Genomic DNA, 23,747 nt, shown 5'->3' with positions numbered 1-23,747 from the left:
AGATCAGGACCGCGCTCACCAAGGGCGCCCAGTTGGTCACCCGGGAAACCTCTCAGCGTGGATCCGTCCAGCTCACTTCCGCCATGGCCGACCGCGCTTCACAGCACAAGCAGGGCGTGGGCTTATGGACGTGCTCATGTCTACTGATCTTTACTTATCGCCGGTAACTCGCCGAGGCGGGTAGACCGACGTGTCGACGAGGGTGCAGTCGCCGAGTGGTTCGTCCAGTTCGACGGTGAACGGTGTCGGAGGGTTCGCCTGGCACGTCCGAGGACCATCTGCCGAGAGGGGCTCCACACCGATGACCAGACGTACCTCTGTTGGAGTGTCGACGTCGTCCGAACCGTGACCCCCTATCGGCGTCTGAAAGCTGACCCCTGTCGTGTACTTGATTGTTACTGGTCATTGCTGGGATTGGCCGCTGGCACGCGGCCAAGGTCACGATTTTTGAGGCGGTAGCTGTCTCCCTTCAAGCTGATGACTTCGGCGTGGTGGACCAGGCGGTCGATCATGGCGGCGGCCACGACATCGTCGCCGAACACTTCTCCCCAGCGTCCGAAGGGTTTGTTGCTGGTGACGATCAGACTTGCCCGCTCGTAGCGGCTGGAGACCAGCTGGAAGAACAGGTTGGCCGCCTCGGGTTCGAAGGGGATGTAGCCGACCTCGTCCACGATCAGCACCGGGATCCGAGACAGCTTGATGAGCTCGCCCTGCAGCGTGCCGGCGGCGTGGGCGTCGGCCAGCCGGGCGACCCATTGGGCGGCGGTGGCGAAGGCGACTCGGTGGCCGGCTTGACAGGCCCGGATGCCCAACCCGATGGACAGATGGGTCTTGCCGGTTCCGGGCGGCCGAGGAAGACCACGTTGTCCTTGGCGGTGACGAAGTCCAGCGTGCCCAGATGTGCGATGACCTCGCGTTTAAGAGAACGCTGGTGGTCGTAGTCGAAGTCTTCCAACGCCTTGCGGGCCGGAAAGCGGGCGAAGCGGATCCGGGCCTCGCCGCCGTGTGATTCCCGGGCGGCGACCTCGCGTTGCAGACACGCGGCCAGAAACTCCTCATGCGTCCACGACTCGGCCCTGGCCCGCTCAGCCAGCCGATCGATGGCCGCGGCCAGGGACGGGGCCTTGAGCACCCGGGTCAGATAGGCCAACTCGGCCGCGACGTTACGTCCACTGCTCGGCTGGGTTTGGGCGGTGGCCATCACGCCACCCCCTCGACGCCGAGCAGTGCATCGTAGTCACTCAATCGGCGCTGCTCGACCTCGACCTCGACCTCGACCTCGGCTTTGGCCGGGGCAGCGGCGGTGCGCAGGCAGGTGCGGCGCATCGCGGCAGCGGCTTGGGCATGCAGCGCATCGGTGATGGTCTGGTGCGGCGCCCAGCACCGCCGGTGGCGGCCCACCAGCTGCCCGCCGCAGGTCACGGTGACCTCCTCCAAGTCGGCGACCACCTCCACCAGGCGGCCGATCACCGAGGGGTGCACCGAGTAGTCACACGAGGCGACACGCACATAGTGATCACGCGCCAGCCGAGTCGAGGTGCGCCAGCCAACGGCCGGCGCGACCGGTGGCAACGCCACCATCGCCGCCAGGTCGACGTGCAGCCGATCCAGCGGCCGACACTGGATGCGCCGGTGATGACGGCTGTTGGCCTGGGGGAGCCAGTTGGCCAGTTGGGCGTTGAAGTCCTGCGGGCAGGCAAACTCCCTGCCGGGCAGAAACGAGGTCTCCAGATAGCCGTTGGCCCGCTCCACCATCCCTTTGGCCTCGGGATCGCCCGGCCTGCATTGCAGGATGCCCACTCCCAGCGCTCCGCGGAAGGCGTTGGCATCCGCTGTGAGCTGCGGTTTGCCGCCCCGCCACCGGCCGATCGCGCTCTCGTTGTCCCATACCAGCGTCTTGGGCACCGCGCCCAGCTCCGACAACAAAGCCCAGTGTCCGGCGAACAGATCCCCCGCGGTGCGCGAGGGTAGCATCCGGGCCATCATCCACCGCGAGTAGCCGCTGACCATGACCAGCACCGGCGGGCTGGCCAGATGCCCGGCTCCCACCGCCACCTTCACCGGCGGGAACCACAGATCACACTGGGCCAGCTCGCCCGCTTGATAGGCGGTCCGCGACGCCGGATCGACCGGCTTGAACTGCGGCCGCAGCACACGGATTCGGTCTTTGAGGACCGTGAGCGACCGCGTCCAGCCGATCCGCTCGGCGATCACCGTCGCGGGCATGGTCGGAAACTGCGCCAACAGCGCCCGGATCTGCGGCTCGGCCGCGTCCACGATCGATCCCTTGCTCGGCCGCTCATACTTCGGCGGGCTGTCGGCCGCCAGCGCCCGTTTCACGGTGTTCTTCGAGATGCCCAGATGCCGAGCGATCGCCTTGATCGGCATCGCCTCGGCTCGATACAACCGGCGGATCTCCGCCCAGTCCTCCACCTTGATCACCCTCCAGAGTGACTACAAGGGGGTCACCATTCGGCCGTCGCCAGGGGGTCACCGTTCGCGCGTCGTCAACATGGAGTCGGTTTCATCTCGATTAGGTGTACGCGGCCGTCCGCCCGTTGTCCGCTGGCGCACTCTCGTTCGTTGACCAGCACATGTATCTTCCGCGCGTCTTTACCCGGTGGTGGTACGGCAGGATCCAGAGTCACATCCGCTATGTCGAGAGCACCGAGGTCCTTCCGTAGGTCGCAACGGCTGGACGTCTTCATGTGCCAGCCGGGGCGGCCGTCCTCGTCGGGCTCGCCGAACCGTTCGACCTCCAAAAACGCGTGAGTGAACACCGTTTCCTGCCCCTGTACCTGTGGGGCGTCAAGTTCTTGGATGAGCGCCACTCGGGTGTCGCTCTCCTCGATGATCTTCCAGGCGGATAGGTCCTCATGCGGTTCGGATCAGACGCGGGAGCGAACCCAGCGAGCTTGCTGGGGTCCCGGTCGGTCTCCATGTCTTCTTCCCAGCCGACACCACGCGTCACGACATAGTCCTGGTGCTCAGCCGTCTTCAGGATCAGGCAGCGCGTATATACAGGGGCTCACTACGCGGCTCGCCCGGTACGGCCTGCTCTGTGGCTTCGCCGCCCGGCTGTCTCGTGTGCCCGATTCAGCTTCACGCGCTTAGCACGGCAGTCCTCGGGCACATGCCTAGGACATCGGCCGCAGGTCCAAGCCGACCACGGAGACCCCTCCGGGGCGACATGCCGTAAACCATTGGATTCACACGTGTCTGCATACGAATTTCCGAATGACCTGGTAGAGATTCAGCGCGACTACGAGCAAGCCGACGCCCTCTTCGAGAAACTGGTCGCCGCTCTCCCCTCGGCGATAGACATCATGACCGGCAAACCGAAGTCCACCGACAAGCAGGAGGACGAAGTACAGAAGGCCCGCGAGGTGCGGCTGCAGGCGCAGGAGAAGCGCGACCAGCACCCGTGGCTGCAGGACGTGGACGATCAGTACGCCGCCAGGATGCAGCTGTGGAAGGCCGCGCGCGCCAGCGAGTGACCCCCCGCCTGGCCACTCTTCTCCCCCGCCGCACTGGCCCCTCGTCGAGCACCAGGGCGGCCTGCACCATGGCGGTGGCTTCGGCGTTCACCGGCATATCGCATCACGCTCTGGCCTCAAGGCCAGCGGAGCGTTGAACGGGCGTTAGTGCCCCGGATCCAATGAGACAGTGCAAATCCATCGGACGTGGGGCAAGACGATAACGGTAGTCGCCGGCGCCTGTCAAACCGGGTGACACAGGTCAGGCTGCAGCGTTCTGTGCTGATTGCTCCGTTTCGATCTTGGCTTCTGGCTGGTTGATCCAGGCACGTTCGGGCAGTCGGGGCGGGGTGGGCATGCGTCGGAACCGCTCGGGGTTGGCGGCGTAGGCGGCGGCCAGGACTCGGGCGCGCTCGGTCTGGACCTGGCCGACGGTGTCGTGGTGGATCGAGGCCGGCGTGTGCAGAGCGATCCCCGAATGCCGGTGCTCGTTGTTGTAACAGGTGAAGAACCGCCGGCAGAACTGGCGGGCGTCCTGGATGGACCCGAATCGTCCGGGAAACGCCGGGCAGTACTTCAACGTCCGGAAGTTCGCCTCCGAATAGGGATTATCGTTCGATACCTTCGGCCGGGAATGTGACTGGTCGACCTTCAAGTCGATGAGGAGCTGGCCGACGGTTTTCGATGTCATCGGGGTACCCCGGTCGGAATGGATCGTCTTCGGCGCCGATCCGCCGTTCCGCTCGATGGCATTCTTGATGAATCGTTTTGCGAGGCGGGCGTTCTCGGCGGGCCAGGTCTCCCAGTGCACGACGTACCGCGAGTAGATATCGATCATCACGTACAGGTTGTAGACGACCCCCTTTTCGGGTCCTTTCAATTTCGTTATGTCCCACGACCAGACCTGGCCGGGGCCATCGGCGACGAAGGCGGCCACCTCGCGCACCTGCCGCTGGCGCTCGCCGCTGTGCTCCGGCCGCCAGGTCAGCGCCGCCACATAGATATGGACGATGCCGCGCGGGCCGTCGATCCCGGCATACAGCACCTGCCCGCCGGTGTCCGGCCCGCCGGTCAGCTTGCGCGACTCGTGCGCGCCGATCGGCCAGCGCGACAGGACGGCCAGGCCGGAGCGCACGCCGTCGACCTCGTAGTCGCCTTCGAACACGTGGTACGGCAGGCCGAGCCGGGCGCCCTGCCCGTCCCACGCCTCCACCAGCCCCACCACGTCGGGGTCATGCCGTTCCAGGGTGGCGCGGATCGCGACCTCGCGACTCTCCCATGGGCCGTATCTGCCCCACACGTTCCAGGTGACGAGCCGGAACGTCGTCGTGATCAGTGGCCCGTAGGGCTCGGCGATGTCGTAGGTCATCCGTATCCTCCCGTACCGTTCCGGCCCAGCGGCGAAGATCTCATCTTCCGGGAGCCGCCTCCCGGCGTACAACCCCGCCCAACAGGTCAGAAAGTGGTGCAGAAGTCGTGGGTGGCGTCACACCAGCGGTCGCCACCTGCCTAGCCACGGCAATACCGATGTGATGCGCTCCCGCAGGAGTGGATGTTCGGGGCTTTGCGGGCTCGCTGTGGCACCTGGTGCATATGCTGCGCCAACGCCGGTGCATGCCGAAAGGGCTGTGCCGCGTCTGCGGGAAGTCGGCCACTGACCCCGACACCGGGCGTATCAGCTGGATCATGCCCTCCGCAGTGGCAGGTGACCTCTGATCGCCCTGGCCCACAGCTCACCCGCCCGCGTGCAAAGCGCACGTGAGCGAGGCACTGGCCGCCCGCCCGTACCTGCGTAGAAAGGTGCCGCTCGTTCGCACGGTCGGCGACTACTCCCCGGTCGGGGTGCCGGCCGACCTGTACGGCGAGGATGACGGTGGCCAGGTGGTGGAGACCGGCCATCAGATCCCTGTCGGCTTGAAGTGAGCGCCACCTGCTGAAGCGGGCGCGGCCACACAGTTCATCGTTCAAGTCACGGATCTCCAGTCCGCGGCCCGGAGGCTGAGAGCCATAATCCTCCCTTGACTCGTCCTCAGGCGGGGACTCCGCTACTTCGTCGGCCCTCATACTGCTGCTTGTGGGCTCAGCGGGTGCGGTACTCCACCCACGCCCGGCACGCCACATCGGTCAAGACACCCTGGACCTGGCGGCGAAAGTGTTGCAAGCATCGGGTCCCTTGGCCCGGAAGCCACGGTTCAGCCAGTAGGAGTAGTTCGCGGCCTTGCCGTGGGTGGGGGAATTCGTCGCGATACGCCGCAGGTAGGCGAAGTCCGACGCCGGTCGCTTCAGGGAGGACCAGACGCTGCCGATGAAAGCGCCGCTCAGGCAGTCCGCCTGGAGTTCGAGGCGGCGCGAGGCGGCGTTGTAGTCCTCCTTGGTGCGGTACTTACGGGAGTCGAAGGTAGTCATGATCCCGGAGAGCTGCTGGACGTGATGGCCGTACTCGTGGGCGATGGCCTCAAACAGGAACAGGTCGCTCGTGCCGGTGAGGACGTTCTTGTCGAGCTGGAAGACGATGGTCTTGTCCTTCGAGCAGTAGATCGCCTGGGCGTCCTTGGGAAACGTGTTGCAGCCGGTTTTCACGCCGGAGCGGCGTATGGTCCGCAGCTTCGCCATGGCGAAGGGCAGTTTTGCCGCTGTGAACTGACGCTTCCAGCTGGTGTTGAGGCAGTGGAGGATGCCGTTGAGGTAGTTGGTAACGCCTTTGAAATCGTCATCGCGAACCGGCCGCTCCGGACAGGTGTCCAGCTTCAGTTCGCCGGCTTTGTAGATCGGGTTGGCCGTGAGAGCGGCCGCGCCGACGGGAACCGGCCTGAGCCGTTCGGTGCCGGCTGCGGCGGTGCCAGTGAGGAGGAGGCTCACCAACACGCTGGAGAACACCATGGAGGGGAGGACGCGCATGGAGGTCAACTTAGCGAAAGGCAAAAATCTGGCAAACGAAATTGCTGGCTGCTCCTGGCTTCCCTTGTTGGAGTTGGGACCGGCGGCCAGTCATCGCGCGGGGGGCCTCACGGATTACCAGCTATAACGGGACGGCGTGGAACAGCAGAAAGCCCCACCCGGAAAGCAGTATTCGAACCTGTGCCCCCTTCATCCCCGGGCGATCCAAACGGTTCCCCGACCAGAGTTGATATCGGCTCTGACCTGCGGTTGACGTCTCTGGCTGTCCACCGGCATCCGGTCCCGTCCAGGGGGGTTGTCCCCCGGTTGGTCACCCAGAAAGTAATGGCTGCGAACAAGCATCTTCATCGACGCCGTCCGGCGTCCCTCCGCCGATTGGTGTCCAAGCGCCCATTATCAGTGATGGCTGCGATCATGCTACTCACATGGTCGAGGAAGGACTGACGAGTGCAGGAATCAGGTGCTTCGGAAACGGATGGCGGCACGAGCAAGGCGGATCTGGACATACGCGCCCATCATAAGAAGGTCCAGGTCCGGTTGGCTGTGGCAAGCGATCCCGCCACACCCTCGGAGATCCTCGAAGCCATGGCGGCAGACCCCTCCCGCGCGGTCAAGCGTGCCCTGGCGGCTCGGCCTGACGCACCAGACGGGGTCTTGCGTGCACTCGCTCAGGACGCGGATGTGAAGACCCGCCAGAGCCTTGTCGAGAATCCCTCCTGTCCAGCCGATGTCCTGGTCACCCTGATCGAAGACCCTCACTGGTCGGTGCGATGGTCACTGCCGGACCATCCGGCCGCCGACGCCGAGGTCCGCCGCGCCATCTGCCGGTCCGCGGATGAGATTCTGCGTCGACTGCTCGCCGAGAAAGGCGGGCTGGACGAGGAGACGAACTCGGTACTCGCCGGAGACCCCTCTCCTCATGTCCGAGCGTGCCTGGCGGCTCACACTAACGATCCGGACATCCTCACTGCCCTAATAACCGACGCCGACCCCAAGGTTCATGTCGGTGCGACCCAGAACCCGATCACCACAACAAACCAACACCGCCTTCTCTCGAACGACAAGTCCGCAACCGTGCGCAGAGCCGCAGTAACGTCGGAAAAACTCCCTTACGACGAATTGCAACGCCTTGCCCATGACCGATCGGTCGACGTGCGGTGGTGTCTGGCCCTATGGCCCACGACGCCGGAGACCGTCTTACGAGTTCTCGCTGAGGATCCCCACCCCGATGTAATGGCCCAGGCCCGAGCCAGACTCGGGGAGAACACCTAGCCCACTCAGGCGCTCATAGGGTGGCGAGCCAGTAGCTCCCGAACCTCGGGAATGTCGGGTCGCTTCCGGCGATGACGTCATCGGCGAGCCGCAGACCGTGAACCCGTGCCGCCAGATCCTGTGCGGTGCCCATCCCACCCCTCCGCCCTGCCCCGGCGGGAAGGCGGGACAGTGGGTCGCCTTCGGGCATGATCGCGGCGAGTACCTGGGCCGGTGACTTCCGGGCAGCCTTGTTCGCCAGGTCGAACAGCTCGGCCTCGGGGAGATCGAACGCCCGGCAGTACAGCACCCGGTAGAGATCCTTGCGTTCGGTGCCTGCCCTTCCCCCAATCCTTGATCATGCGGATCAGGGACTCGCGGGTCGGCAGGTGAGCGCGAGTGTTCTCATCGGCCGCCTCGGTGAGTGCTCGTGCCATCTGCCGTTGCGACCACAGCCGCTCGCGTCGCTCGGCGCGCAATCTCAGCGCCCAACCCGGAATCTCGTCCATCACCGCACTCTGGGGGAGACATGGGAGACCTGCCGTCTCCCCTATCGCCTCCTGTGCGAGCACGTGTATGGGCGATGTCATGGAGGGACCGCGAAAAAGCGGAACCCGCAGGCGCGGACACGCCGTACGGGTTCCTTGATCGCACAGTGAAGGTGCGCCCCATGGACACCGGAGCGCAGTGCCGCCAGGCGCGAGCAGCGGAACCCCCGTGATGGAGGCGGCCTACCGCAAGCAGATCCGCCCGGTCCTGCTCGGTGGTGCGGAGGCGATGGATCGGATCTTCACGTGACGGGAGCCATAGTCACCCAGAACGAAGAAAGGGTGCCTCCCTTTCGGGTGACACCCTTGCCGACCAGCTAAAACCTGGTCGGGACGACAGGATTTGAACCTGCGACCCCTTGACCCCCAGTCAAGTGCGCTACCAAGCTGCGCTACGTCCCGGTTGTTCGTCGCCCTCGCGGGCTGAACGGTCTTAACCTTAGCGCAGATCGAGGGGGCTTCGCACACGGCGACGCCCGCGAGGGCAGGCGATCGTGTGAAGGGCGGGGGCGCTGTGGGGCGTAAGGCGTTGATCGACCAGGAGGAGCTACGGCGGTTGGCGGGGCAGGGGTTGTCGAACGCGGAGCTGGCCGCGCGGTTCGGGGTGAGCGAGTCCGGGATCTTGCAGGCGAAGCGGGCCGCCGGGCTCTCGAAGCCGATGCTCGATCACTCGCGGGCCATCCCGTGGAAGCTGGACCGCGCGCACGGCCAGTCCGGGCCCGCGACGAACCTGCGGAACCTGTCGTCCGTGGCGCAGGGGCGGGTGATCCCCGCCGAGAAGCTGAACACGGCGCTGCGCTGGGCCGGACGGCTGGTCGCCGCCGGGATGGACATCTCGTACGAGCGCGGCCGGGGATTTCTGGAGGTTCCCGCCTCTCCCGGGGACTGGTTGGTCGAGAGGATGCTGAACGAGGCCCGGAAGGCCGCCGGCGCCGCCGATGTCCCCGAAGCCATCAAGGATCAGGGAAAAAAGTGAACGCGGGGGCCGCGATCGAAAGCCCGATAAAGGGATATTCAATACCCGAAAAATCCCGGTAAAACATCAAATCCAGACCGAGTAGTGGCACGCCACAGATGTCGGCAGCCGGTTTCGAGCCTTGACCCCAGGGCAGCGCACGGGTACAAGCGCCTACACAACCGGAGGCAGACATGTCCACCGTGATCTGGGTGGCCGTCGTCGTGGTCGCGGTGGCGGCGATCGTCGCAGTCGGCTATTTCGTGCTGCAGCAGCAGCGCCGGCACCGACTTCGCGACCGCTTCGGCCCCGAATACGAACGTACCGTGCAGGAGCGCGAGAACCGGCGCGATGCCGAGCAGGAACTCATCGCCCGCGAGCAGCGCTTCAGCTCTCTCGACATCCGCGCCCTGGACGCCGGGACGCGCGAGATCTACACGAAGAAGTGGATGGAGGTCCAGGAGCGTTTCGTGGACGCTCCCGGCTTCGCGGTGACGGAGGCCGACCACCTGGTCACCTCCGTGATGGCGGAGCGGGGTTACCCGACCGAGGACTTCGAGCAGCGGCTCTCCGACCTGTCGGTCGCGCACGGCCGCACTCTCGATCACTATCGGCAGGCTCACGAGATCAGCACCCGGGCCGCCCACAAGGAGGCCTCCACCGAGGAACTCCGGCAGGCCATGGTTCACTACCGCGCCCTGTTCGAGGAGTTGCTCGCGGCCCCCGGCAGCCCGGCCAACGGCGACCGGACCCCCCGGCGGACCGAGACCGTCGACCGGGATCCCGCGGTTCCCGACGCCCCCGCCGCCCGGCGGACGGAATCCGCCGAGTCGGAGACCACCAACGACGCCGAGCGAGCCTCCCGACGCGATCCCCAAGGACGGTGACCCGATATGAACGACCGATTCAACCCGGACAAGGACCGGCTGGTCCACAAGGTGGACGAGGACGACGACCGGACGGTCCGCAAGTTCGACGAGAACGACCTGAACGCGACGCGGCACGGACAGGACAGCCAGGACACGGCCCCCGAGTTCCAGGAGCCGCGCCCCGGTGACGCCGACCATACGGACGCCTCACCCCTCGACCCGGACACCGGTACGCGCGACCCTCTGGCCGGTGACCGCGACGACGTCCTCGTCGTCGAATCGAGCGACGACCGGCGCGCCACCGGTTCGGACGTCCTGCTCGACGACGACCGGCACGACGTGCCGGGTGATCCCGACGACGGCAGGAACGACAGCCCGTTCGCCCACGCCCAGCCCCCCGCCGCGACCCCGGGCACCCCGGTGACCGGCATCGGCGCGCACGCCCCCGTGCCCGGCGCGGGCTCACCGGTGACCCCCGGTTTCCCCGAGAGCACCGCGGACCGGCCGGACGACGTGCTCGACGAGGGTACGGGCTTCACCGACGCCGAGCGGGCCGACCAGACGCCCGCCGTCACCGCGCCCGCCACGGCCGGGGCCCTGTTCGACCAGGACTCCGACGACGTACGGCGGCGCTGGCAGGAGGTCCAGGCCGGTTTCGTGGACGACCCGCGTGACGCGGTGGAACGGGCCGACTCCCTGCTCGACGAGGTCACGAGCTCTCTCAGGAACGCGCTGGAGACCCGAACCGGCGAGCTCCAGGGGCGTTGGAAGAACACCGAGAAGAACGACACCGAAGATCTCCGGACCGCCCTGCGTGACTACCGGGCGACTCTGGAACAGCTCCTGAACATCTCCGCCGGAACGAGGTAACCATGCTCGCAATCGCCGCCGCCGTCGTATTCGGCCTCGGATTTCTGCTCGACCTGATCAACACCAGGCTCGGCCCGCTCACCGGGACCGGCTTCCTGCTCCTCGGACTCCTGCTCCTCGCGCTGCACCAGGCCGGGGTCGGCTCGGCCGGCCCGCGGACCACCACCGGGGGCGGAGGAGGCTGGCGCCGCAGGCGCTAGACCTGCCGGAGGCGGACCCCAACACCTGGGGAAGCCCGCCTCGGAGGTACGGCTGTCGAAACGGGAAGGGCCCCGTCCACTCGGACGGGGCCCTTCCCGTTCTTCCGCCCCGTCCGGTGGTGCGGCCACGGTGAGTCCGGAGGCCGACACCCGTTTTCCGCTCCGTCGCCGCCTGGCCGATGTCAGGGATTCAGCAGGCGGCGGGGCCCCGGTCCGTGGTCGGCGAGTGCGTCGCCGGGGTTGATCAGCGCGCACTGCTCGAACGACAGGCATCCGCAGCCGACGCACTCGGTGAACCGGTCGCGCATCCTCTCCATCTTCTCGATGCGAGCGTTGATCTCCTCGCTCCAGCACGCCGACGCCTTGATCCAGAACTCCCGGGTGGGCGGGGCGTCCTCCGGGAGGAAGCCCAGCGCTCCCCCGATCACCGACAGCGGCATGCCGACGCTCTGCGAGGCGCGGATGAACGCCACCCGGCGCAGCGTGCTGCGGTGATAGCGGCGCTGGTTACCGGTGGTCCGGCGGCTGGAGATGAGCCCCTGCCGCTCGTAGAAGCGCAGCGCGGAGGTCGGCACGCCGCTGCGCTCGGACAACTCACCGATGGTCAGCTCCTTGGCGATCGTCGCGGGTTCCGGCATGGGCCCACCCTAGCTTGACATGAACCTTTGTTTAGGTACGAGGCTGTTCACACGGTGTCGCGAGGACACCGGAAACCCCCTCACCCGGTGGGCGCGGACGCCGCGCGAGGGCAGGACCGCGAGCCCTTACCCCGCCTGACCCCGACGGACGCGGCCCGGACTCGCGGCACCCCTCCGTACCCACCAAGGAAGCAAGGAGACTGCGATGGCCGAGACGGTCCCCCAGTGGATCAGCCAGCACGCCCATCCCCTCACCACCCTCGACCCCCAGGCCCCGCTCGCCGATCTGCTGCCACTGCGCGACATGGCGCGCGATGCCACGGTCGTCGCCCTCGGCGTGTCGACCCGCCAGGCCCATGAGCTGTCCGTCATCGCTCACCGGATCCTGAGGTTCCTGGTCGAGGAGCTGGGGTTCCGCTCCCTCGCCCTGGAAGGCGACGACGCGGGACGCCTCAAACTCGACGAGTACCTACGTACCGGACAGGGCGACCCGCGGGCGTTGCTGGCCGACGCCAGGTCCTTCTGGCAGACCGAGGAAATCCTCGGCGTCATCCGATGGATGCGCGCCCACAACGAGCGACACCCGGCCGACCCGGTCCGTTTCGCCGGCGTCCTCGACCATCCCGGGCAGGCCACACCACAACCCGACGGCCTCGAAGCCATCGAACGACGCCTGGCCGAGGACACGATCCGGTGGCACGAGCACACCGGAGACAAGATCGTCTACTGGGGCGGCATCGCGCACACGGCCAACGGCGCCCCGCGGACCGTCTCCCCGTCGTCCCCGCCGGCGACGCACCACAACGCGGGCAGTCACCTGCGCGAGCGCTTCGGTCCCGGCTACCTGTCCCTCGGGCTGACCTTCCACCATGGCTCGCTGCCCTATCCCGTCCCCGCCCCACCGGCGGACTTCGCCGAGACCCCCCTCGGCGCAGCCGGCCCGGACACCTTCCTGCTGGATCTGCGCGCCGAGAGGCCCGATCCGGTTCGGGCCTGGTCCGACGCGCCGACCAGGACGCGGCTGATCGGTCCCGTCTACGATCCCGGGGACGACGCCGCGTACCACCTGTCCGGCGGCTCACTCACCGACTGGTTCGACGTCATCGCCCACCGCCGGCAGGTGACGCCTGTCCACCTCATTACCGGCTGAATCACCGGCCGAGCCGGCGTACTCCTCCGAGCCGATCACCGGCACATCGCCGGTCCACGGCCCGTCCGCCGGGCATGCGAAGCCTCGGCGGTGCCTTCCGGCGTTCACCGTGGGACATGAGAAAACCGGCGTCGATGGCGGTGGGACGCGCCTCGCGCCGGTGAAGGTGAAGGTGAAGGTGAGGAAAAGGGTGAAGGCCGGGTGGGCGGCGTCACGTGGCCACGTGACGCCGCCCACGATCCCTGGCACGGATCCTCCGGGCGTATCCCGGAAAAAGGCGGTTCAGACCTTGAACGACATGGTGATGAACGTGCCCGAGGCCCCGGTCTCGAACTTGATGTCGGAGCTGACCATCCGGGCCACCCACAGGCCCATGCCGCTGGTCGCGTGGGGCCCGGGAGGCGTCTCCCCCGGAGCGGGTCCCGGGTCCCACCGGCCCTCGTCGTGGATCTCCACGACGAGGGTACGGCCGACCGTCCACATCCGCAGCACGGCCTTGGCGGTGGTGTGACCGTGGGTGACCGCGTTGGTGGCCACCTCGTTCAGCGCCACCAGGAAGTCGGCGAGGCTCTCCTGGGACATACCGCTCCGCACGGCCTGGGTGGCGGCGAAGTCGCGTACGTCGGGAAGGTCGGGAAGGCAGAAGGCGAGTTCGGCGACAGCGGCGTCGGCGGGGATCATCCGGGAACGGCCGCCACTCGCCATGAAGCGAGCGGGACGAACACCGTCCTCGTTCACCCGAGATCCGCCTCCCCTGTCCCAGTCCGCCGTTGTCCTCAGCATCCGGGATCCATTCAAACGCACCTTACGCCACGTCCGTTGTCGCCGACTGGGGTGCCCTGTAACGGGCGGTGTATTCAGCATTCGGCGACAAGTTCCTCACGGAGCTGGTCAAGCACCTTCCGCAGGATACGGGAGACGTGCATCTGGGAGATCCCGAATTCCGCCGCTATCTCGGCCTGGGTCATGTTGCCGAAGAAACGCAGCAGGAGAATGTTCTTCTCACGCTCCGGCAGCTTGTCGATCAGCGGCTTGACCGCCTCGCGGTCCACAAGGGTGCCCAGCGCGTCGTCCTCGTCGGGGATCACGTCGCCCAGCGCGGCGGCGTCGTCGTCGGCGCCGAGGGGGGCGTCCAGCGAGAGCGCGCTGTAGGCGGCGGAGGCGTCGAGGGTGAGCAGGACGTCCTCCTCGGAGATCCGCATCTTCACGGCCAGCTCGGCGACCGTGGGGGCGCGGCCGAAGTCCTGGCTGAGGTCGGCGACCAGGCGGTTCAGCTCGGCCCTGCGCTCCTGGTAGACGCGGGGGACGCGGATGGCCCAGGTGCGGTCGCGGAAGTGGCGCTTGACCTCACCGGTCATGGTGACCACGGCGTAGCCGCGGAAGGGGTGCCCGAGAGTCGGGTCAAAGCCGTTGATGGCCTTCATCAGCCCCACGTACGCGGCCTGCAGGAGGTCCTCCAGTGGCTCGCCGCGGTAGCGGTAGCGGCGGGCGATCTCCATGGCGAGGTGGCGGTGCATCTCGACGATGCGCTCACGCAGACGCTCGGCGCGGTATTCGGAGATCTCAGGCAGGGACATCTCGGCGAGGAGGTCCTCAGCGGTCATGTCGGTGATTGCGAGTGCCTGAACAGACATTGCTGCTCCCTGGTATTACTGTCGGGCGAGCCGACCACGGAAGCAACATCCGGGCAGACGGCATCGCCTCGACTAATTTTCGAGGCGAGGCCCTCTGCTGGACCTCTGCTTCCAGTATTCCCCGGAAACCTGGAGTATTACTCGCCCCCAGGTAACAGTAAGGTTGCTAATCGAATGGCACGAGGAGGCCCTGAGTGACGGTGTCGGAGAACGGCGAGAGATCGGCAGCCCTGACTCTCACGTCGGCGCTGGTCAGTGGGATCAACGTGATCCGGGTGACGGGTCTGCTGGACGCGACGACGAGGGATCAGTTCGCCGACTACCTGGCGGCGGAGACCGGCGAGCACGGTCTCGACATGGCGCTGGATCTGAGCGGGGTGACCTTCATGGACTCGCGCGCGCTCGGACTCATCGTCCACCACTGGCAGGTCAGCACCACCGCGGGCGCCAAGTTCGCCCTCATCGGGGTGGAGTACGCCAAGACCAAGGTGATGTGGATCACTGGTCTGGCCCAGCGGCTGCCCCTGTACGACACGATCGACGACGCGATCGCCGCCTTCGGCTAGCGGCCGATCATCTCGGCCAATCGGTGGTGGTCCCCGGACGATCCCCGGTTGGCCGAGGCGATCCGTCGGGGAGGGAAACCGGAGCCTCAGTCCTCTTTCTTCGCCTCGCGGTTGCGCTGGTGCTCCTCGACCAGCAGCTTGGCCAGGTCGGCGACCTTCACCTGGTGGTGCTGCGAGATGCGGCGCAGCTCGTCGAAGGCGGCCTCGGCCGAGCAGCCGCTGGACTTCATGATGATGCCCTTGGCCTGGTCGATGATCGCCCGGCCCGCGAGGGCCTCTTGCATCTGGGCCGCGTCGGTGCGGACCTCGTCGTAGTCCCACATGTTGGCGAGGGCCACGCCCACCTGCTCGGCGAGCATGTCCGCCAGCGGCGGGACGTTCCTGGCCGCGAAGACGCCGGGGCGCACCCCGTACATCCCGAGGACCAGGACGGCGTGCTCGATGACGATGGGCATCGCCAGGACCGAGCGGACGCCGCAGCGGACGGCCATGCCGGTGTACGCGGGCCAGCGGGGCTCGCGCAGGACGTCCTGGACGATCACGTGGCGCCCGGTGGCGCGGGCCTCGGACGAGGGCCCCTCGCCGATCTCCCCCTCGCTGTCGAGGAGGACGATGAGCTCGCTGTGGGAGGCTGAGACGACCATCCGTTCCTGGCGCCAGAGCTCGGCGGAGCCGCCCGCGCAACCGGGCACGCCGCCCGCGAGGGTGACTGTGAGACCGCGCAGCACGCTCTCGCTCGACGTTTCCTCGCTGACCCTGCCGAGGACCGCGAGGTCCCGGGCGAGAACGGGGGTGACCATGTCCATCTCGCGACTCCCCTTCCCTGTGTCGCTAACTTAACCACTATCCGACCGCGCATCGATTCGGCCGAGCGGGTGGCGTACCGTCTACGACGGGACCAGCCCACTCCGGCCCCTGACGAGGACGAGCATTGACCGACGCCATTGGCCTTCAGACCCTGGAGCAGGCGCTGAACGCGCTGACCACCAGGGTCTCCTCCCTGCGCGAGGCGAAGTCCGCCTACCCCGCCGACCCCCGGTCCACACTCGACGCGGCGCTCGCGGAGCTCGACACCGCCCGCGAGCTGCTGGACGCCTCGGTGCGAGAGCTGCGCAAGGCGCCCAAACGGTCGGGCGAGCGGGAGAGCGGGTCGCAGCGGGAGCTCAAGCTGCTGCGGCAGGTGTTCCGCACCTTCCCCATCCCGGTGGTGGTGCTGGACGCCTCGGGGGTGGTGCGGCGGATCAGCGCCGAGACGTCCAGGATGCTCGGCAGCCCTGCGGGATACCTGATCGGCCGCTCGTTCCCGCTGTTCGTCGACGTCTCCCGGCGGGCGGCGTTCCGCTCGCACCTGACGGCGGTCCAGCAGGGCGGCCAGACCGCGACCCTCCAGACGCGGCTGGCCCACCAGGGCCGCGCGCACACGGTGCAGCTGGCCGTCACCCGGCTGACGATGCCGGGAGAGCCGCAGGAGATGGTCGCGGTCATGATCCTGCCGCTGGAGGCGCAGGTGGCGGGGCCGCCGCACGGCCCGGCCGACCGCTCGGACGCCACCCTGGTCGTGGCCGCGGCGCGCCGGCAGGAGCTGCTGTCCAGGATGACCCGCCTGCTGCTCGACGAGGAGAGCCTGCGCCAGCCGGTGACCGTCACCCGGGCCTCGCGGCTGCTGGTCGCCGAGTGGGCCGACTGGGTGATCGCCGACGTGGTCCGTGACGGCATGCCCCGGCGGGCCTGCGTGCTCGGCCCGAGCGACAAGCCGGTGACCCAGCTGGTCCGCCTCGCCGAGGGGATGAACCCGCTGACCGCGCCGGCCATCGCGCACGTGCTGACCGGCGGCTCTGGTGTGGTGCACGAGATGCTGGAGGACGACGGGCTGCTCGGCGACGTCCCCGGTGGCCCGCCGCTGCTGCGGGTGATGGGGGCCGCCTCGGTGCTGATCGTGCCGATCGGCGGCGAGAACGGCGTTCTGGGGGCCCTGACCCTGGTGCGGCTGCGCGACCGCGAACCGTTCTCGCTGGCCGATCTGGGGCTGATGGAGGAGATCGGCGCCCATCTGGGGCTCGCGCTGCGCGCGCGGCGCAGCTTCCAGACCCGCTCGCGGGCGGCCGACGCGCTGCGTACCAGCGTGGTGCCCCGGAGCCTGCCGGACATCCCGGGATTCGAGGCCGCGGCCATCTACAACGCGGGTTCCAGCCCGGTCGGCGCCGAGTTCTACGACGTCTTCCGCGTCGGCGAGGGGTGGGGTTTCGCCCTCGGGGGCGCGGCGGGCAAGGGTGAGGAGGCCGCGTCGGTCAGCGCCATGGTGCGCAACGGCCTGCGCGTGCTCAGCGTCTGGGAGACCGATCCCGGCGAGGTGATGCGCAAGCTGAACCAGGCCCTCACCGCCCAGCACAACGGCATGTTCGTGATGGCGGTGACCGGGTTCGTCAAGGCGCGCAAGATCAGGCTGGCCAGCGCGGGGCACCACCCCGCCGCGCTGCTGCGGCCCGACGGCGGGGTGCGGTTCACCGCGGGGGGCGGCGTTCCGCTGGGCATCGCCCCCGAGGCGGAGATGTTCACCGAGGAGCTCACGCTGACCTCGGGCCAGACCCTGGTCTTCTACTCCGACGGCCTGGTGGCCTCGCAGAACGAGCTGGGTGAGTCCTACGGCGAGACCAGGCTGGCGGACGTGCTGGCGCGCTGCGTGGCGCAGTCCCCCGCCGAGATCGTCAAGACCGTGGAAGAGGACCGGCACGCGTTCTCCAGCGGGAGAGTTTGGGATGAGATCGTGATACTCGCCCTCCGTGTCGTATAACTTGGCTAACTCGGTGTGACTCTCCGGTCCCACCGAGCGATGACCAGGGGCCGCACCCGGCGGCACCCGTGTTCGACGGAGCGGGCGGAGAATGAGATCACTTCAGGATCGGCCCCCTTCCAGCCGGATCGAGCCGGGCGAGCGTCCCTGCCTCGCCTCCGACCGCGACGACGAGCGCGAGACGATCTGCCGGGACGCGACACCCGGCCTGCGCCTGAGCGGGGAGGACCTCATATGACCTCCATCCACCAGGCCGCGGTGTACGGCTCCGACGGGTGCTTCCTGGCGATGGCGCTGCCGTTCGTCCAGGACGGGCTGGCCAAGGGCGATCCGGTGATGGTCGCGACCACCTCGGCCAACCTGGAGCTTCTCGGGGACGCCCTGGGCAGGGAGGGTCGCCAGGTCGACTACGCGGAGACCGCGTTCCTGGGCCGTAGGACGGTGGAACGTGCCACCGCCTTCCACCGCTACTGGCAGCGACGCGGCCCCGAGGCCCCGCGTGGCGGGCACGTGCGGATCCTCGCCGAGCCGGTGTGGGCCGGACGCGGGACCGCCGACGTGCGGGCCTGGCAGCGCATGGAGTCGGGCCTGAACCTGCTGCTGCGCGACACCAACGTGTGGATGATCTGCCCGTACGACGAGAGGACGGCGGATCCGGGGGTGGTGGCCACCGCGCGGCGCACCCACCCCACCCTCTCCAAGGACGGCGTCTCGATGACGTCCTGCCCCGAGTACACCGATCCCGCGGGCTTCATCGCCGAGTGCGACTCCGTCCCGCCCCTCGAACCGCCGGGCGACTCGGCCGCCGCGCACGTGGAGACGCTCCACGCCCTGCGGGTGTTCGTCACCGGCCACGCGTCCTTCATGGGGCTGAGCCCCGACCGCGCGAGCCTGCTCTCGGTCGCCGCGTACGAGGTGGCCGCCCTGCTGGAGCCGCCCGTGACGGTACGGCTGTGGGAGCGGCTGGGTGCGATCACCTGTCACGTCGACCGCCGGGGCGGGCGGGTCGCCGACCCGGTCGCCGGATTCCTCCCGCCGGGTTCCGCGGCCGGTCCCGGCGACGGGCTGTGGATCGCCCGGCAGCTGTGCGACCGCCTCGACATCCACAATGACCAGGGCGGATGCGTGATCCAGCTGCACGTTCCGAGCGCCAGGGCCGAGGAGTCGCGGCAGAGCAGGAAGTATTAGAAGGCCTTGGCCTCGTCCCAAGGGTTTGGCTTCCACGGAGATCGGGGTATGGTTAAGGCCATACAGACGTGTGCCTAAGACGCAGGCACCCCTGAAGGAATCACAGGCTTTTCATGCCTAATCTCCTCCCAGAGGTGTGCCGTGAACATTGCATTCGTTTCCTCCGAGGCTCTCTCCTCCACCCAGGACGAGTCCGACCTCGCCGCCCAGCGCGCTCACCTGATGGCAGTGGCCCGTGAGCTCGGCCGTGAGCACAAGGTCACGATCTACACCCGGAGGAACTCCGACTCGGAGAAGGCCAGGGTCCGCGTGTCGCAGGGCGTCACGCTGGAGAACCTGACCGCCGGGCCCGCGCAGGACCTTCCCGAGGACGGCGTGCTGCCCTACCTGTCCGACCTCGGCGACCAGCTGATGCACCGCTGGGGGCAGGACCGCCCGGACGTCATCCACGCGCACTCCTGGACCGGCGGGCTGGCCGCGATCGCCGGGGCGAACGGCCTCAACGTGCCGTTCACCCAGACCTTCAGCAACGAGAACTCCCGCGACGTCAGGAAGGTCCGGGTGCAGCGGGCCATCGGGCGCCGGGCCAGCGCGGTGATCGCCGGGTGCGGCGACGAGGAGAGCTCGCTGATCCGGCTGGGCGTGCCGCGCCGCAACATCTCGGTCATCCCGTGCGGTGTCGACGTCGAGCGGTTCCGCCGCCAGGGTCCGGCCGCCGCCCGCGGTACCCGGCCCCGCCTGCTGCACGTGGGCCCGCTCACGGCGGACAAGGGCGTGCACACCGCGATCCGCGCGCTGGAGGGCATTCCCGAGGCCGAGCTGATCATCGCCGGTGGCCCCGCGTCCGTGGACCTGGAGCACGACGCCGACGCGCACCGCATGATGCTGCTGGCCAAGGAGATCGGCGTCGACGACCGGATCACCGTTCTCGGGCACGTCCCGCACTCCTCGGTCGCCAAGCTGATGCGCAGCGCCGACGTGGTCGTCTCGCTGCCCAGGGAGGCCCCGGCCGGCGTCGTGGCGCTGGAGGCCATGGCCTGCGGCGTTCCCGTCATCGCCTCCGCGGTGGGAGCCCACCTCGACTCCGTGGTGGACGGGGTGACCGGCCTGCTGGTGCCCGCCGACCGTCCGGCGCAGACCTCCCGCCTCACCCGCGAGCTGCTCGCCGACCCGACCCGTCGCACCGCGCTCGGCTTCGCCGGTGCCGACCGCGCCCGGTCCCGCTACTCGTGGGAGCGGATCAGCCAGGAGCTCGTCCACGTCTACGAGACCGCTCTTTCCGGCTCCGCCCGCTGAGCGCACCCGGCCGCGCCGGCCGGACACCGCGGGCCGCGCGGAACACACCCCGAGACCGGGGGTCCCCGAAGGGGGACCCCCGGTTTTCGCGTACGGGGCCCGCATCGCGGGTGCGCGGGACTCGCGTCAGGGGCGGGTGACAGCCCGTGTCACGGGCGGATGAGCTCACATCACGGGTGTGCAGGCCCGCGTCAGGGGTGGGTGAGGCCCGCGTCTCGGGCGAGTGACGCCCGTGTCAGGGTGGGTGAGGCTCGTGCGACGGCCCGCCTCCGCGATTCACCGCCCTCACCTACACCGGCTCCCGTGACGCCTGTGGCCCGCGGCTACGCCTATGCCTGCGACTGCGACCGGGTCGCGCGGCGGTGCAGGAGGACGCCGAGGCCGCTGGCGGCGAGCAGGACGACCCCGGCCAGGACCAGGATCACCGCGCCGCCCACGGCCCCGTCCGTCCAGTCCCAGACGGCCTCGGGGACGGCGAGCGTCAGCCCGGCCACGCCGCTGACGATCAGCACCCAGGTGCGCCACCGCCCGTACAGCGCCAGGCAGGCCAGCGCGATCAGCGCGGTCAGCCAGTATCCCCAGGCGCCTCCGTCCCACAGAACGGGCCACTGGCCGCCGAAGAGCGCGATGGCGGCGCCCATGCCCAGGCCCAGGTCGCGCGGGACGAGCAGTCCGGCCAGGGCGGCCCCCAGGATGAGCAGGCCCAGCGCGACGTAGGCCAGGCCCCAGCCCGGTCCCTCCCCCGCGGAGGCGTCCACCAGGCCGGTCAGCGTGACCAGGGCGAAGCCGCCGCAGGCCAGCAGGCCGATCGCGGTGGGCAGCAGCGCGTAGGCCGCCGCCGCGACCACCAGCCCGGCCACGCCGCCGACGAGCACCTCCTGGCGGTCGACCGCCACCCCGGCGCACAGGGCCGCCGTACCCGAGCCCAGTGCGGCGAGCGTGGCGGCGACCCTGCCCTGCACGGCGGCCGTCCTGCCGGTCGCCGACCGCGCCGCCGCGCCGAGCCCCGCGGCCACCGCCAACAGGAGCAGCGTGACCACGACGAGGACCGTGATCCTCGCCGGCTGGGTCATCCGGTCCCAGCCCAGGCCGACGAAGGCCGCGGCACCTGCCAGGACGAGTCCCCCGCCGACGTACGCGAGGATCTCGCTCCACCTGACCCGGTCTCCCGCGCCCGGCTCACGCAGCGCCTCGCCGACGGCGAGGGCGACCGGCTCCACCTGCTCGGGGCGGAGTTCGCCGGACTCCACCAGCCGGGCCAGCGCCCGCCGTACGGCGTCAACGTCGTTCATGTGCGGAATCGTGACACACCCGGATCTGGACGGCACCCCCCGAACCACTGGGACGTATGCGAAGAAGGGATACCCCTGTTACTGGAGTGGGATCGTTGCTTTGATGGCCCCATGTCGATTCGTGGCACGCTCCTGGGTGTTCTGGCCGCCTCCCTCGCGTTCTCCTCGCTGCCCGCGACGGGCGCGTCCGCGGAGACGGGCCCGTCCGCCGGGCGCGGCTGGGGCGCCCCGGTCCTGGTGGAGAACTTCAACGGCACCCGCGTCGACGGCCGCAGGTGGGTCGTCTACCACTCCCCCGGCGCCGAGACCAACCCGCGCACCGGGCGGGCCTCGACCGTGGGCGGTGGCGTGCTGCGGCTCAAGGGTGGCTTTTACGGGGGCAGGGACCTGTCGGGGGGCATCGCGACCCGGAGCGCGCAGCGGTACGGGCGCTGGGAGGTGCGGCTGCGGGCCGAGCGCGGCGCGGGCTACACCCCCGTGGCGCTGCTCTGGCCGTCCGACCAGGGCGGCGGGGAGTACGCGGAGGTCGACTTCGCCGAGATCATCGACCCGGGCCGCAGGTCGGGCGGGATCTTCGTGCACCGCGGCGACCGGCCCCAGGCCCAGCGGCAGATGCGGGCCGACTTCACCCGGTGGCACACGGTCGCGGTCGACTGGCTGCCCGGACGGCTGACGTTCTGGCTGGACGGCAGGAAGGTGTGGGACTACCGGGGGCCGAACGTGCCGAGGAGCCGCTCCATGCACCTGACGCTCCAGAACGACGTGACGTGCAACGAGTGGTCGCCGTGCCGCGACCGCTCCACTCCCCCGACGGTCAGCATGTACGTGGACTGGGTGAAGGTCTACCGGGCCCCCGTCTGACGGAAGCCGGTGGTCAGAGCCGACGGGAGCCGGGCTCAGAGTTGACCGGAGCCGGGGCTCAGAGGGGTGAGGGCCGGGGTCCAGATGGGTGAGGGCCGGGGTCCAGATGGGTGAGGGCCGGGCCGATGGGAGCCGGAGCGCCTACGGGAGCCGGAGCTCAGAGCAGGTGGGCGGCCTTGAGGGCGAGGTGGATCAGCAGGCGGTCCTCGCCGTCGGCGAGGTCCCTGCCGGTGAGCCGCTCCGCCTTGGCCAGCCGGTAGTAGAGCGTCTGGCGGTGCACGCCGAGCGCGCCGGCGGTCTCCTGGACGTGGCCGGCGCGGTCGAGGTAGCTCTCCACGGTCCTGGCCAGCTCCGGATCCTCGGCCAGCCCGGCGGTCTCCTCCGCCAGCTCCCGCAGCCCCGCCGGTGACATGCGGGCCAGCAGCCGGTAGACGCCCAGCCCCGGCCAGGTGGCGACGGGGGCCAGCGCGGGCACCCGGCCGGCGACGCCGAGCGCGTGCACGGCCTCCCGCCAGCTCCGCCAGGCCTGCGCGGGCTCGTCCCTGGGGGCGCCGACGCCCACCAGCGTCCCGTACATGCCCTGGATCCGGTCGGCCAGCTCTCCGGCCTGGCCCGCCGGGACCAGGAGGGCGACCAGCGGCTCGCCCCGTACCGGGAACGCGGGGTCGGCGAGCACGGCGCGCGGGAGCGTCCAGAGGGCGGCGACCCGGTCCGGGGAGGTGCGGGCGGCGATCGCCGTCACCGGGCCGCGCACGTCGTCCAGCCGTGACAGCGCCCGGGAGCGTTCCTCGGCGTCGGAGGAGAACAGCTCCCGCAGGTTCGCGCCCAGGTCCTGGCGGCTGCGGGCCTCCTGGGCGAGGACGGTGGCGGCCCGGGAGACCAGGTCTCCGACCGAGGCGAGGGCGTCGTCCCCGAGCGTTCCGTCGTCGAGGAGCCACAGGTAGCCGTAGGTCACCTCGTGGTGCCGCAGCGGCACGCACACCCGCGCGAGCACGCCCAGGTCGGCGTCGGCGGGGATGCGGACGGGCCCGCGGGCCCCGGCGATGCCGTAGCCCTCGAAGTAGGCTCGCACCTGGTCCGTCGCGCGGCGCCGCAGGATGGACTCCTGGCGCACCACGTCGATGTCGCCGCTCTGCGCGGCGTAGGCCAGGAGCTGGAAGACCCGGTCCTCCAGGGTGGCCGAGGCGCCGAGCCTGGCGGCGATCTCGTCTACCGTCTCCTGTAACACCCCACCATTGTCGTACATGTGTATGAACGCCCTGCC

General features: G+C 69.1%; 24 protein-coding genes, 1 tRNA gene and 1 pseudogene. 14 read left to right on the top strand and 12 right to left on the bottom strand.

Annotation, left to right across the window (positions count from 1 at the left end):
• Positions 1-395: 395 nt before the first annotated feature.
• Positions 396-1,201 (bottom strand): annotated as a pseudogene (gene istB, locus OG587_RS23310) (IS21-like element helper ATPase IstB).
• Positions 1,201-2,442, bottom strand: a complete 1,242-nt coding sequence (gene istA, locus OG587_RS23305; RefSeq protein ID WP_329083819.1) for an IS21 family transposase — start codon at positions 2,440-2,442, stop codon at positions 1,201-1,203. Before istA ends, istB begins: the two are co-directional and overlap by 1 nt.
• Positions 2,443-3,215: 773 nt before the next feature.
• On the opposite strand from istA, the gene OG587_RS23300 reads away from it, so the two are divergent.
• Positions 3,216-3,497 (top strand): hypothetical protein, encoded by a 282-nt coding sequence (locus tag OG587_RS23300; RefSeq protein WP_329093592.1) that lies wholly within the window; start codon positions 3,216-3,218, stop codon positions 3,495-3,497.
• 241 nt (positions 3,498-3,738) lie between these two features.
• Here OG587_RS23300 and OG587_RS23295 read toward each other — a convergent pair whose 3' ends face one another.
• The gene (locus OG587_RS23295; RefSeq protein WP_329093590.1) at positions 3,739-4,845 is read right to left on the bottom strand and encodes a DDE-type integrase/transposase/recombinase; all 1,107 of its coding nucleotides are present in this window, start codon (positions 4,843-4,845) and stop codon (positions 3,739-3,741) included.
• A gap of 389 nt (positions 4,846-5,234) precedes the next feature.
• Here OG587_RS23295 and OG587_RS23290 point away from each other — a divergent pair, with 389 nt between their 5' ends.
• Positions 5,235-5,399: a hypothetical protein gene (locus OG587_RS23290; protein ID WP_329093588.1), complete on the top strand. Its 165-nt coding sequence runs from the start codon at positions 5,235-5,237 to the stop codon at positions 5,397-5,399.
• 201 nt (positions 5,400-5,600) lie between these two features.
• On the opposite strand, the gene OG587_RS23285 is transcribed toward OG587_RS23290, so the two are convergent.
• Positions 5,601-6,374 carry a neutral zinc metallopeptidase gene (locus OG587_RS23285; protein ID WP_329093586.1) on the bottom strand — a complete coding sequence of 258 codons (774 nt, stop codon included), beginning with the start codon at positions 6,372-6,374 and terminating at the stop codon, positions 5,601-5,603.
• A gap of 447 nt (positions 6,375-6,821) precedes the next feature.
• Here OG587_RS23285 and OG587_RS23280 point away from each other — a divergent pair, with 447 nt between their 5' ends.
• Entirely contained in the window at positions 6,822-7,646 is an 825-nt protein-coding gene (locus OG587_RS23280; protein ID WP_329093585.1) for a hypothetical protein, read from the top strand.
• Between the two features lie 13 nt (positions 7,647-7,659).
• Here OG587_RS23280 and OG587_RS23275 read toward each other — a convergent pair whose 3' ends face one another.
• Positions 7,660-7,935, bottom strand: a complete 276-nt coding sequence (locus OG587_RS23275; protein ID WP_329093583.1) for a hypothetical protein — start codon at positions 7,933-7,935, stop codon at positions 7,660-7,662.
• 563 nt (positions 7,936-8,498) lie between these two features.
• A tRNA-Pro gene (locus OG587_RS23270) sits at positions 8,499-8,575 on the bottom strand.
• Between the two features lie 112 nt (positions 8,576-8,687).
• Between OG587_RS23270 and OG587_RS23265 the strand changes: the two genes are divergently transcribed.
• The 4 genes from OG587_RS23265 to OG587_RS23250 all read left to right on the top strand — a co-directional run bounded on the left by OG587_RS23265 (position 8,688) and on the right by OG587_RS23250 (position 11,067).
• Positions 8,688-9,149 (top strand): hypothetical protein, encoded by a 462-nt coding sequence (locus OG587_RS23265; protein ID WP_329093581.1) that lies wholly within the window; start codon positions 8,688-8,690, stop codon positions 9,147-9,149.
• A gap of 173 nt (positions 9,150-9,322) precedes the next feature.
• A complete protein-coding gene (locus tag OG587_RS23260) occupies positions 9,323-10,015 on the top strand; it encodes a hypothetical protein (protein ID WP_329093579.1) in 693 nt (230 codons plus the stop codon).
• 6 nt (positions 10,016-10,021) lie between these two features.
• Positions 10,022-10,867 carry a hypothetical protein gene (locus OG587_RS23255; protein WP_329093577.1) on the top strand — a complete coding sequence of 282 codons (846 nt, stop codon included), beginning with the start codon at positions 10,022-10,024 and terminating at the stop codon, positions 10,865-10,867.
• Positions 10,868-10,869: 2 nt separating this feature from the next.
• The gene (locus tag OG587_RS23250) at positions 10,870-11,067 is read left to right on the top strand and encodes a hypothetical protein (protein ID WP_329093575.1); all 198 of its coding nucleotides are present in this window, start codon (positions 10,870-10,872) and stop codon (positions 11,065-11,067) included.
• A gap of 182 nt (positions 11,068-11,249) precedes the next feature.
• Here OG587_RS23250 and soxR read toward each other — a convergent pair whose 3' ends face one another.
• The gene (gene soxR / locus OG587_RS23245; protein WP_329093574.1) at positions 11,250-11,705 is read right to left on the bottom strand and encodes a redox-sensitive transcriptional activator SoxR; all 456 of its coding nucleotides are present in this window, start codon (positions 11,703-11,705) and stop codon (positions 11,250-11,252) included.
• 205 nt (positions 11,706-11,910) lie between these two features.
• Between soxR and OG587_RS23240 the strand changes: the two genes are divergently transcribed.
• Positions 11,911-12,855, top strand: coding sequence for an erythromycin esterase family protein (locus tag OG587_RS23240; protein ID WP_329093572.1), 945 nt, complete (start codon positions 11,911-11,913; stop codon positions 12,853-12,855).
• 282 nt (positions 12,856-13,137) lie between these two features.
• Here OG587_RS23240 and OG587_RS23235 read toward each other — a convergent pair whose 3' ends face one another.
• Together OG587_RS23235 and OG587_RS23230 are read right to left on the bottom strand one after the other, a co-directional pair.
• A complete protein-coding gene (locus OG587_RS23235) occupies positions 13,138-13,638 on the bottom strand; it encodes an ATP-binding protein (protein ID WP_329093571.1) in 501 nt (166 codons plus the stop codon).
• A gap of 74 nt (positions 13,639-13,712) precedes the next feature.
• A complete protein-coding gene (locus OG587_RS23230) occupies positions 13,713-14,489 on the bottom strand; it encodes a SigB/SigF/SigG family RNA polymerase sigma factor (RefSeq protein ID WP_329093569.1) in 777 nt (258 codons plus the stop codon).
• 194 nt (positions 14,490-14,683) lie between these two features.
• Here OG587_RS23230 and OG587_RS23225 point away from each other — a divergent pair, with 194 nt between their 5' ends.
• Complete coding sequence (locus OG587_RS23225) at positions 14,684-15,055, top strand: STAS domain-containing protein (protein ID WP_329093567.1); 372 nt, start codon at positions 14,684-14,686, stop codon at positions 15,053-15,055.
• 86 nt (positions 15,056-15,141) lie between these two features.
• Here the strand turns inward: OG587_RS23225 and OG587_RS23220 are convergent, their stop codons facing one another.
• Entirely contained in the window at positions 15,142-15,861 is a 720-nt protein-coding gene (locus tag OG587_RS23220; protein WP_329093565.1) for an ANTAR domain-containing response regulator, read from the bottom strand.
• 125 nt (positions 15,862-15,986) lie between these two features.
• Between OG587_RS23220 and OG587_RS23215 the strand changes: the two genes are divergently transcribed.
• The 4 genes from OG587_RS23215 (at position 15,987) to OG587_RS23200 (ending at position 20,330) form a co-directional block, all read left to right on the top strand.
• Entirely contained in the window at positions 15,987-17,846 is a 1,860-nt protein-coding gene (locus tag OG587_RS23215) for a SpoIIE family protein phosphatase (protein ID WP_329093563.1), read from the top strand.
• 91 nt (positions 17,847-17,937) lie between these two features.
• Positions 17,938-18,084 carry a hypothetical protein gene (locus OG587_RS23210; RefSeq protein ID WP_329093561.1) on the top strand — a complete coding sequence of 49 codons (147 nt, stop codon included), beginning with the start codon at positions 17,938-17,940 and terminating at the stop codon, positions 18,082-18,084.
• The gene (locus OG587_RS23205) at positions 18,081-19,034 is read left to right on the top strand and encodes a sensor histidine kinase (RefSeq protein WP_329093559.1); all 954 of its coding nucleotides are present in this window, start codon (positions 18,081-18,083) and stop codon (positions 19,032-19,034) included. The genes OG587_RS23210 and OG587_RS23205 overlap by 4 nt, the downstream gene beginning before the upstream one ends.
• Before the next feature lie 141 nt (positions 19,035-19,175).
• On the top strand, positions 19,176-20,330 hold the full coding sequence (locus OG587_RS23200; RefSeq protein ID WP_329093558.1) for a glycosyltransferase: 1,155 nt from the start codon (positions 19,176-19,178) through the stop codon (positions 20,328-20,330).
• 329 nt (positions 20,331-20,659) lie between these two features.
• Here OG587_RS23200 and OG587_RS23195 read toward each other — a convergent pair whose 3' ends face one another.
• Complete coding sequence (locus OG587_RS23195; protein ID WP_329093556.1) at positions 20,660-21,622, bottom strand: hypothetical protein; 963 nt, start codon at positions 21,620-21,622, stop codon at positions 20,660-20,662.
• Positions 21,623-21,733: 111 nt separating this feature from the next.
• On the opposite strand from OG587_RS23195, the gene OG587_RS23190 reads away from it, so the two are divergent.
• Positions 21,734-22,483 (top strand): glycoside hydrolase family 16 protein, encoded by a 750-nt coding sequence (locus OG587_RS23190; protein WP_329093554.1) that lies wholly within the window; start codon positions 21,734-21,736, stop codon positions 22,481-22,483.
• 157 nt (positions 22,484-22,640) lie between these two features.
• Here the strand turns inward: OG587_RS23190 and OG587_RS23185 are convergent, their stop codons facing one another.
• Positions 22,641-23,711, bottom strand: coding sequence for a PucR family transcriptional regulator (locus OG587_RS23185; protein ID WP_329093552.1), 1,071 nt, complete (start codon positions 23,709-23,711; stop codon positions 22,641-22,643).
• Between the last annotated feature and the right edge of the window lie 36 nt (positions 23,712-23,747).

This window comes from Streptosporangium sp. NBC_01469, from assembly GCF_036227305.1.
Classification (GTDB): Bacteria; Actinomycetota; Actinomycetes; order Streptosporangiales; family Streptosporangiaceae; genus Streptosporangium.
Note: the sequence above shows the minus strand (reverse complement) of the source record. Positions and strands in the feature narration are given on the sequence as shown.

What these genes read in the sequence shown, in the direction of transcription:
- OG587_RS23295 (WP_329093590.1), bottom strand. Translation starts at nt 4,845, where the DNA reads ATGACCTACGACATCGCCGAGCCCTACGGGCCACTGATCACGACGACG.
- OG587_RS23285 (WP_329093586.1), bottom strand. Translation starts at nt 6,374, where the DNA reads ATGCGCGTCCTCCCCTCCATGGTGTTCTCCAGCGTGTTGGTGAGCCTC.
- OG587_RS23260 (WP_329093579.1), top strand. Translation starts at nt 9,323, where the DNA reads ATGTCCACCGTGATCTGGGTGGCCGTCGTCGTGGTCGCGGTGGCGGCG.
- OG587_RS23255 (WP_329093577.1), top strand. Translation starts at nt 10,022, where the DNA reads ATGAACGACCGATTCAACCCGGACAAGGACCGGCTGGTCCACAAGGTG.
- OG587_RS23250 (WP_329093575.1), top strand. Translation starts at nt 10,870, where the DNA reads ATGCTCGCAATCGCCGCCGCCGTCGTATTCGGCCTCGGATTTCTGCTC.
- soxR (WP_329093574.1), bottom strand. Translation starts at nt 11,705, where the DNA reads ATGCCGGAACCCGCGACGATCGCCAAGGAGCTGACCATCGGTGAGTTG.
- OG587_RS23240 (WP_329093572.1), top strand. Translation starts at nt 11,911, where the DNA reads ATGGCCGAGACGGTCCCCCAGTGGATCAGCCAGCACGCCCATCCCCTC.
- OG587_RS23235 (WP_329093571.1), bottom strand. Translation starts at nt 13,638, where the DNA reads ATGCTGAGGACAACGGCGGACTGGGACAGGGGAGGCGGATCTCGGGTG.
- OG587_RS23230 (WP_329093569.1), bottom strand. Translation starts at nt 14,489, where the DNA reads ATGTCTGTTCAGGCACTCGCAATCACCGACATGACCGCTGAGGACCTC.
- OG587_RS23220 (WP_329093565.1), bottom strand. Translation starts at nt 15,861, where the DNA reads ATGGACATGGTCACCCCCGTTCTCGCCCGGGACCTCGCGGTCCTCGGC.
- OG587_RS23210 (WP_329093561.1), top strand. Translation starts at nt 17,938, where the DNA reads ATGAGATCACTTCAGGATCGGCCCCCTTCCAGCCGGATCGAGCCGGGC.
- OG587_RS23205 (WP_329093559.1), top strand. Translation starts at nt 18,081, where the DNA reads ATGACCTCCATCCACCAGGCCGCGGTGTACGGCTCCGACGGGTGCTTC.
- OG587_RS23195 (WP_329093556.1), bottom strand. Translation starts at nt 21,622, where the DNA reads ATGAACGACGTTGACGCCGTACGGCGGGCGCTGGCCCGGCTGGTGGAG.
- OG587_RS23190 (WP_329093554.1), top strand. Translation starts at nt 21,734, where the DNA reads ATGTCGATTCGTGGCACGCTCCTGGGTGTTCTGGCCGCCTCCCTCGCG.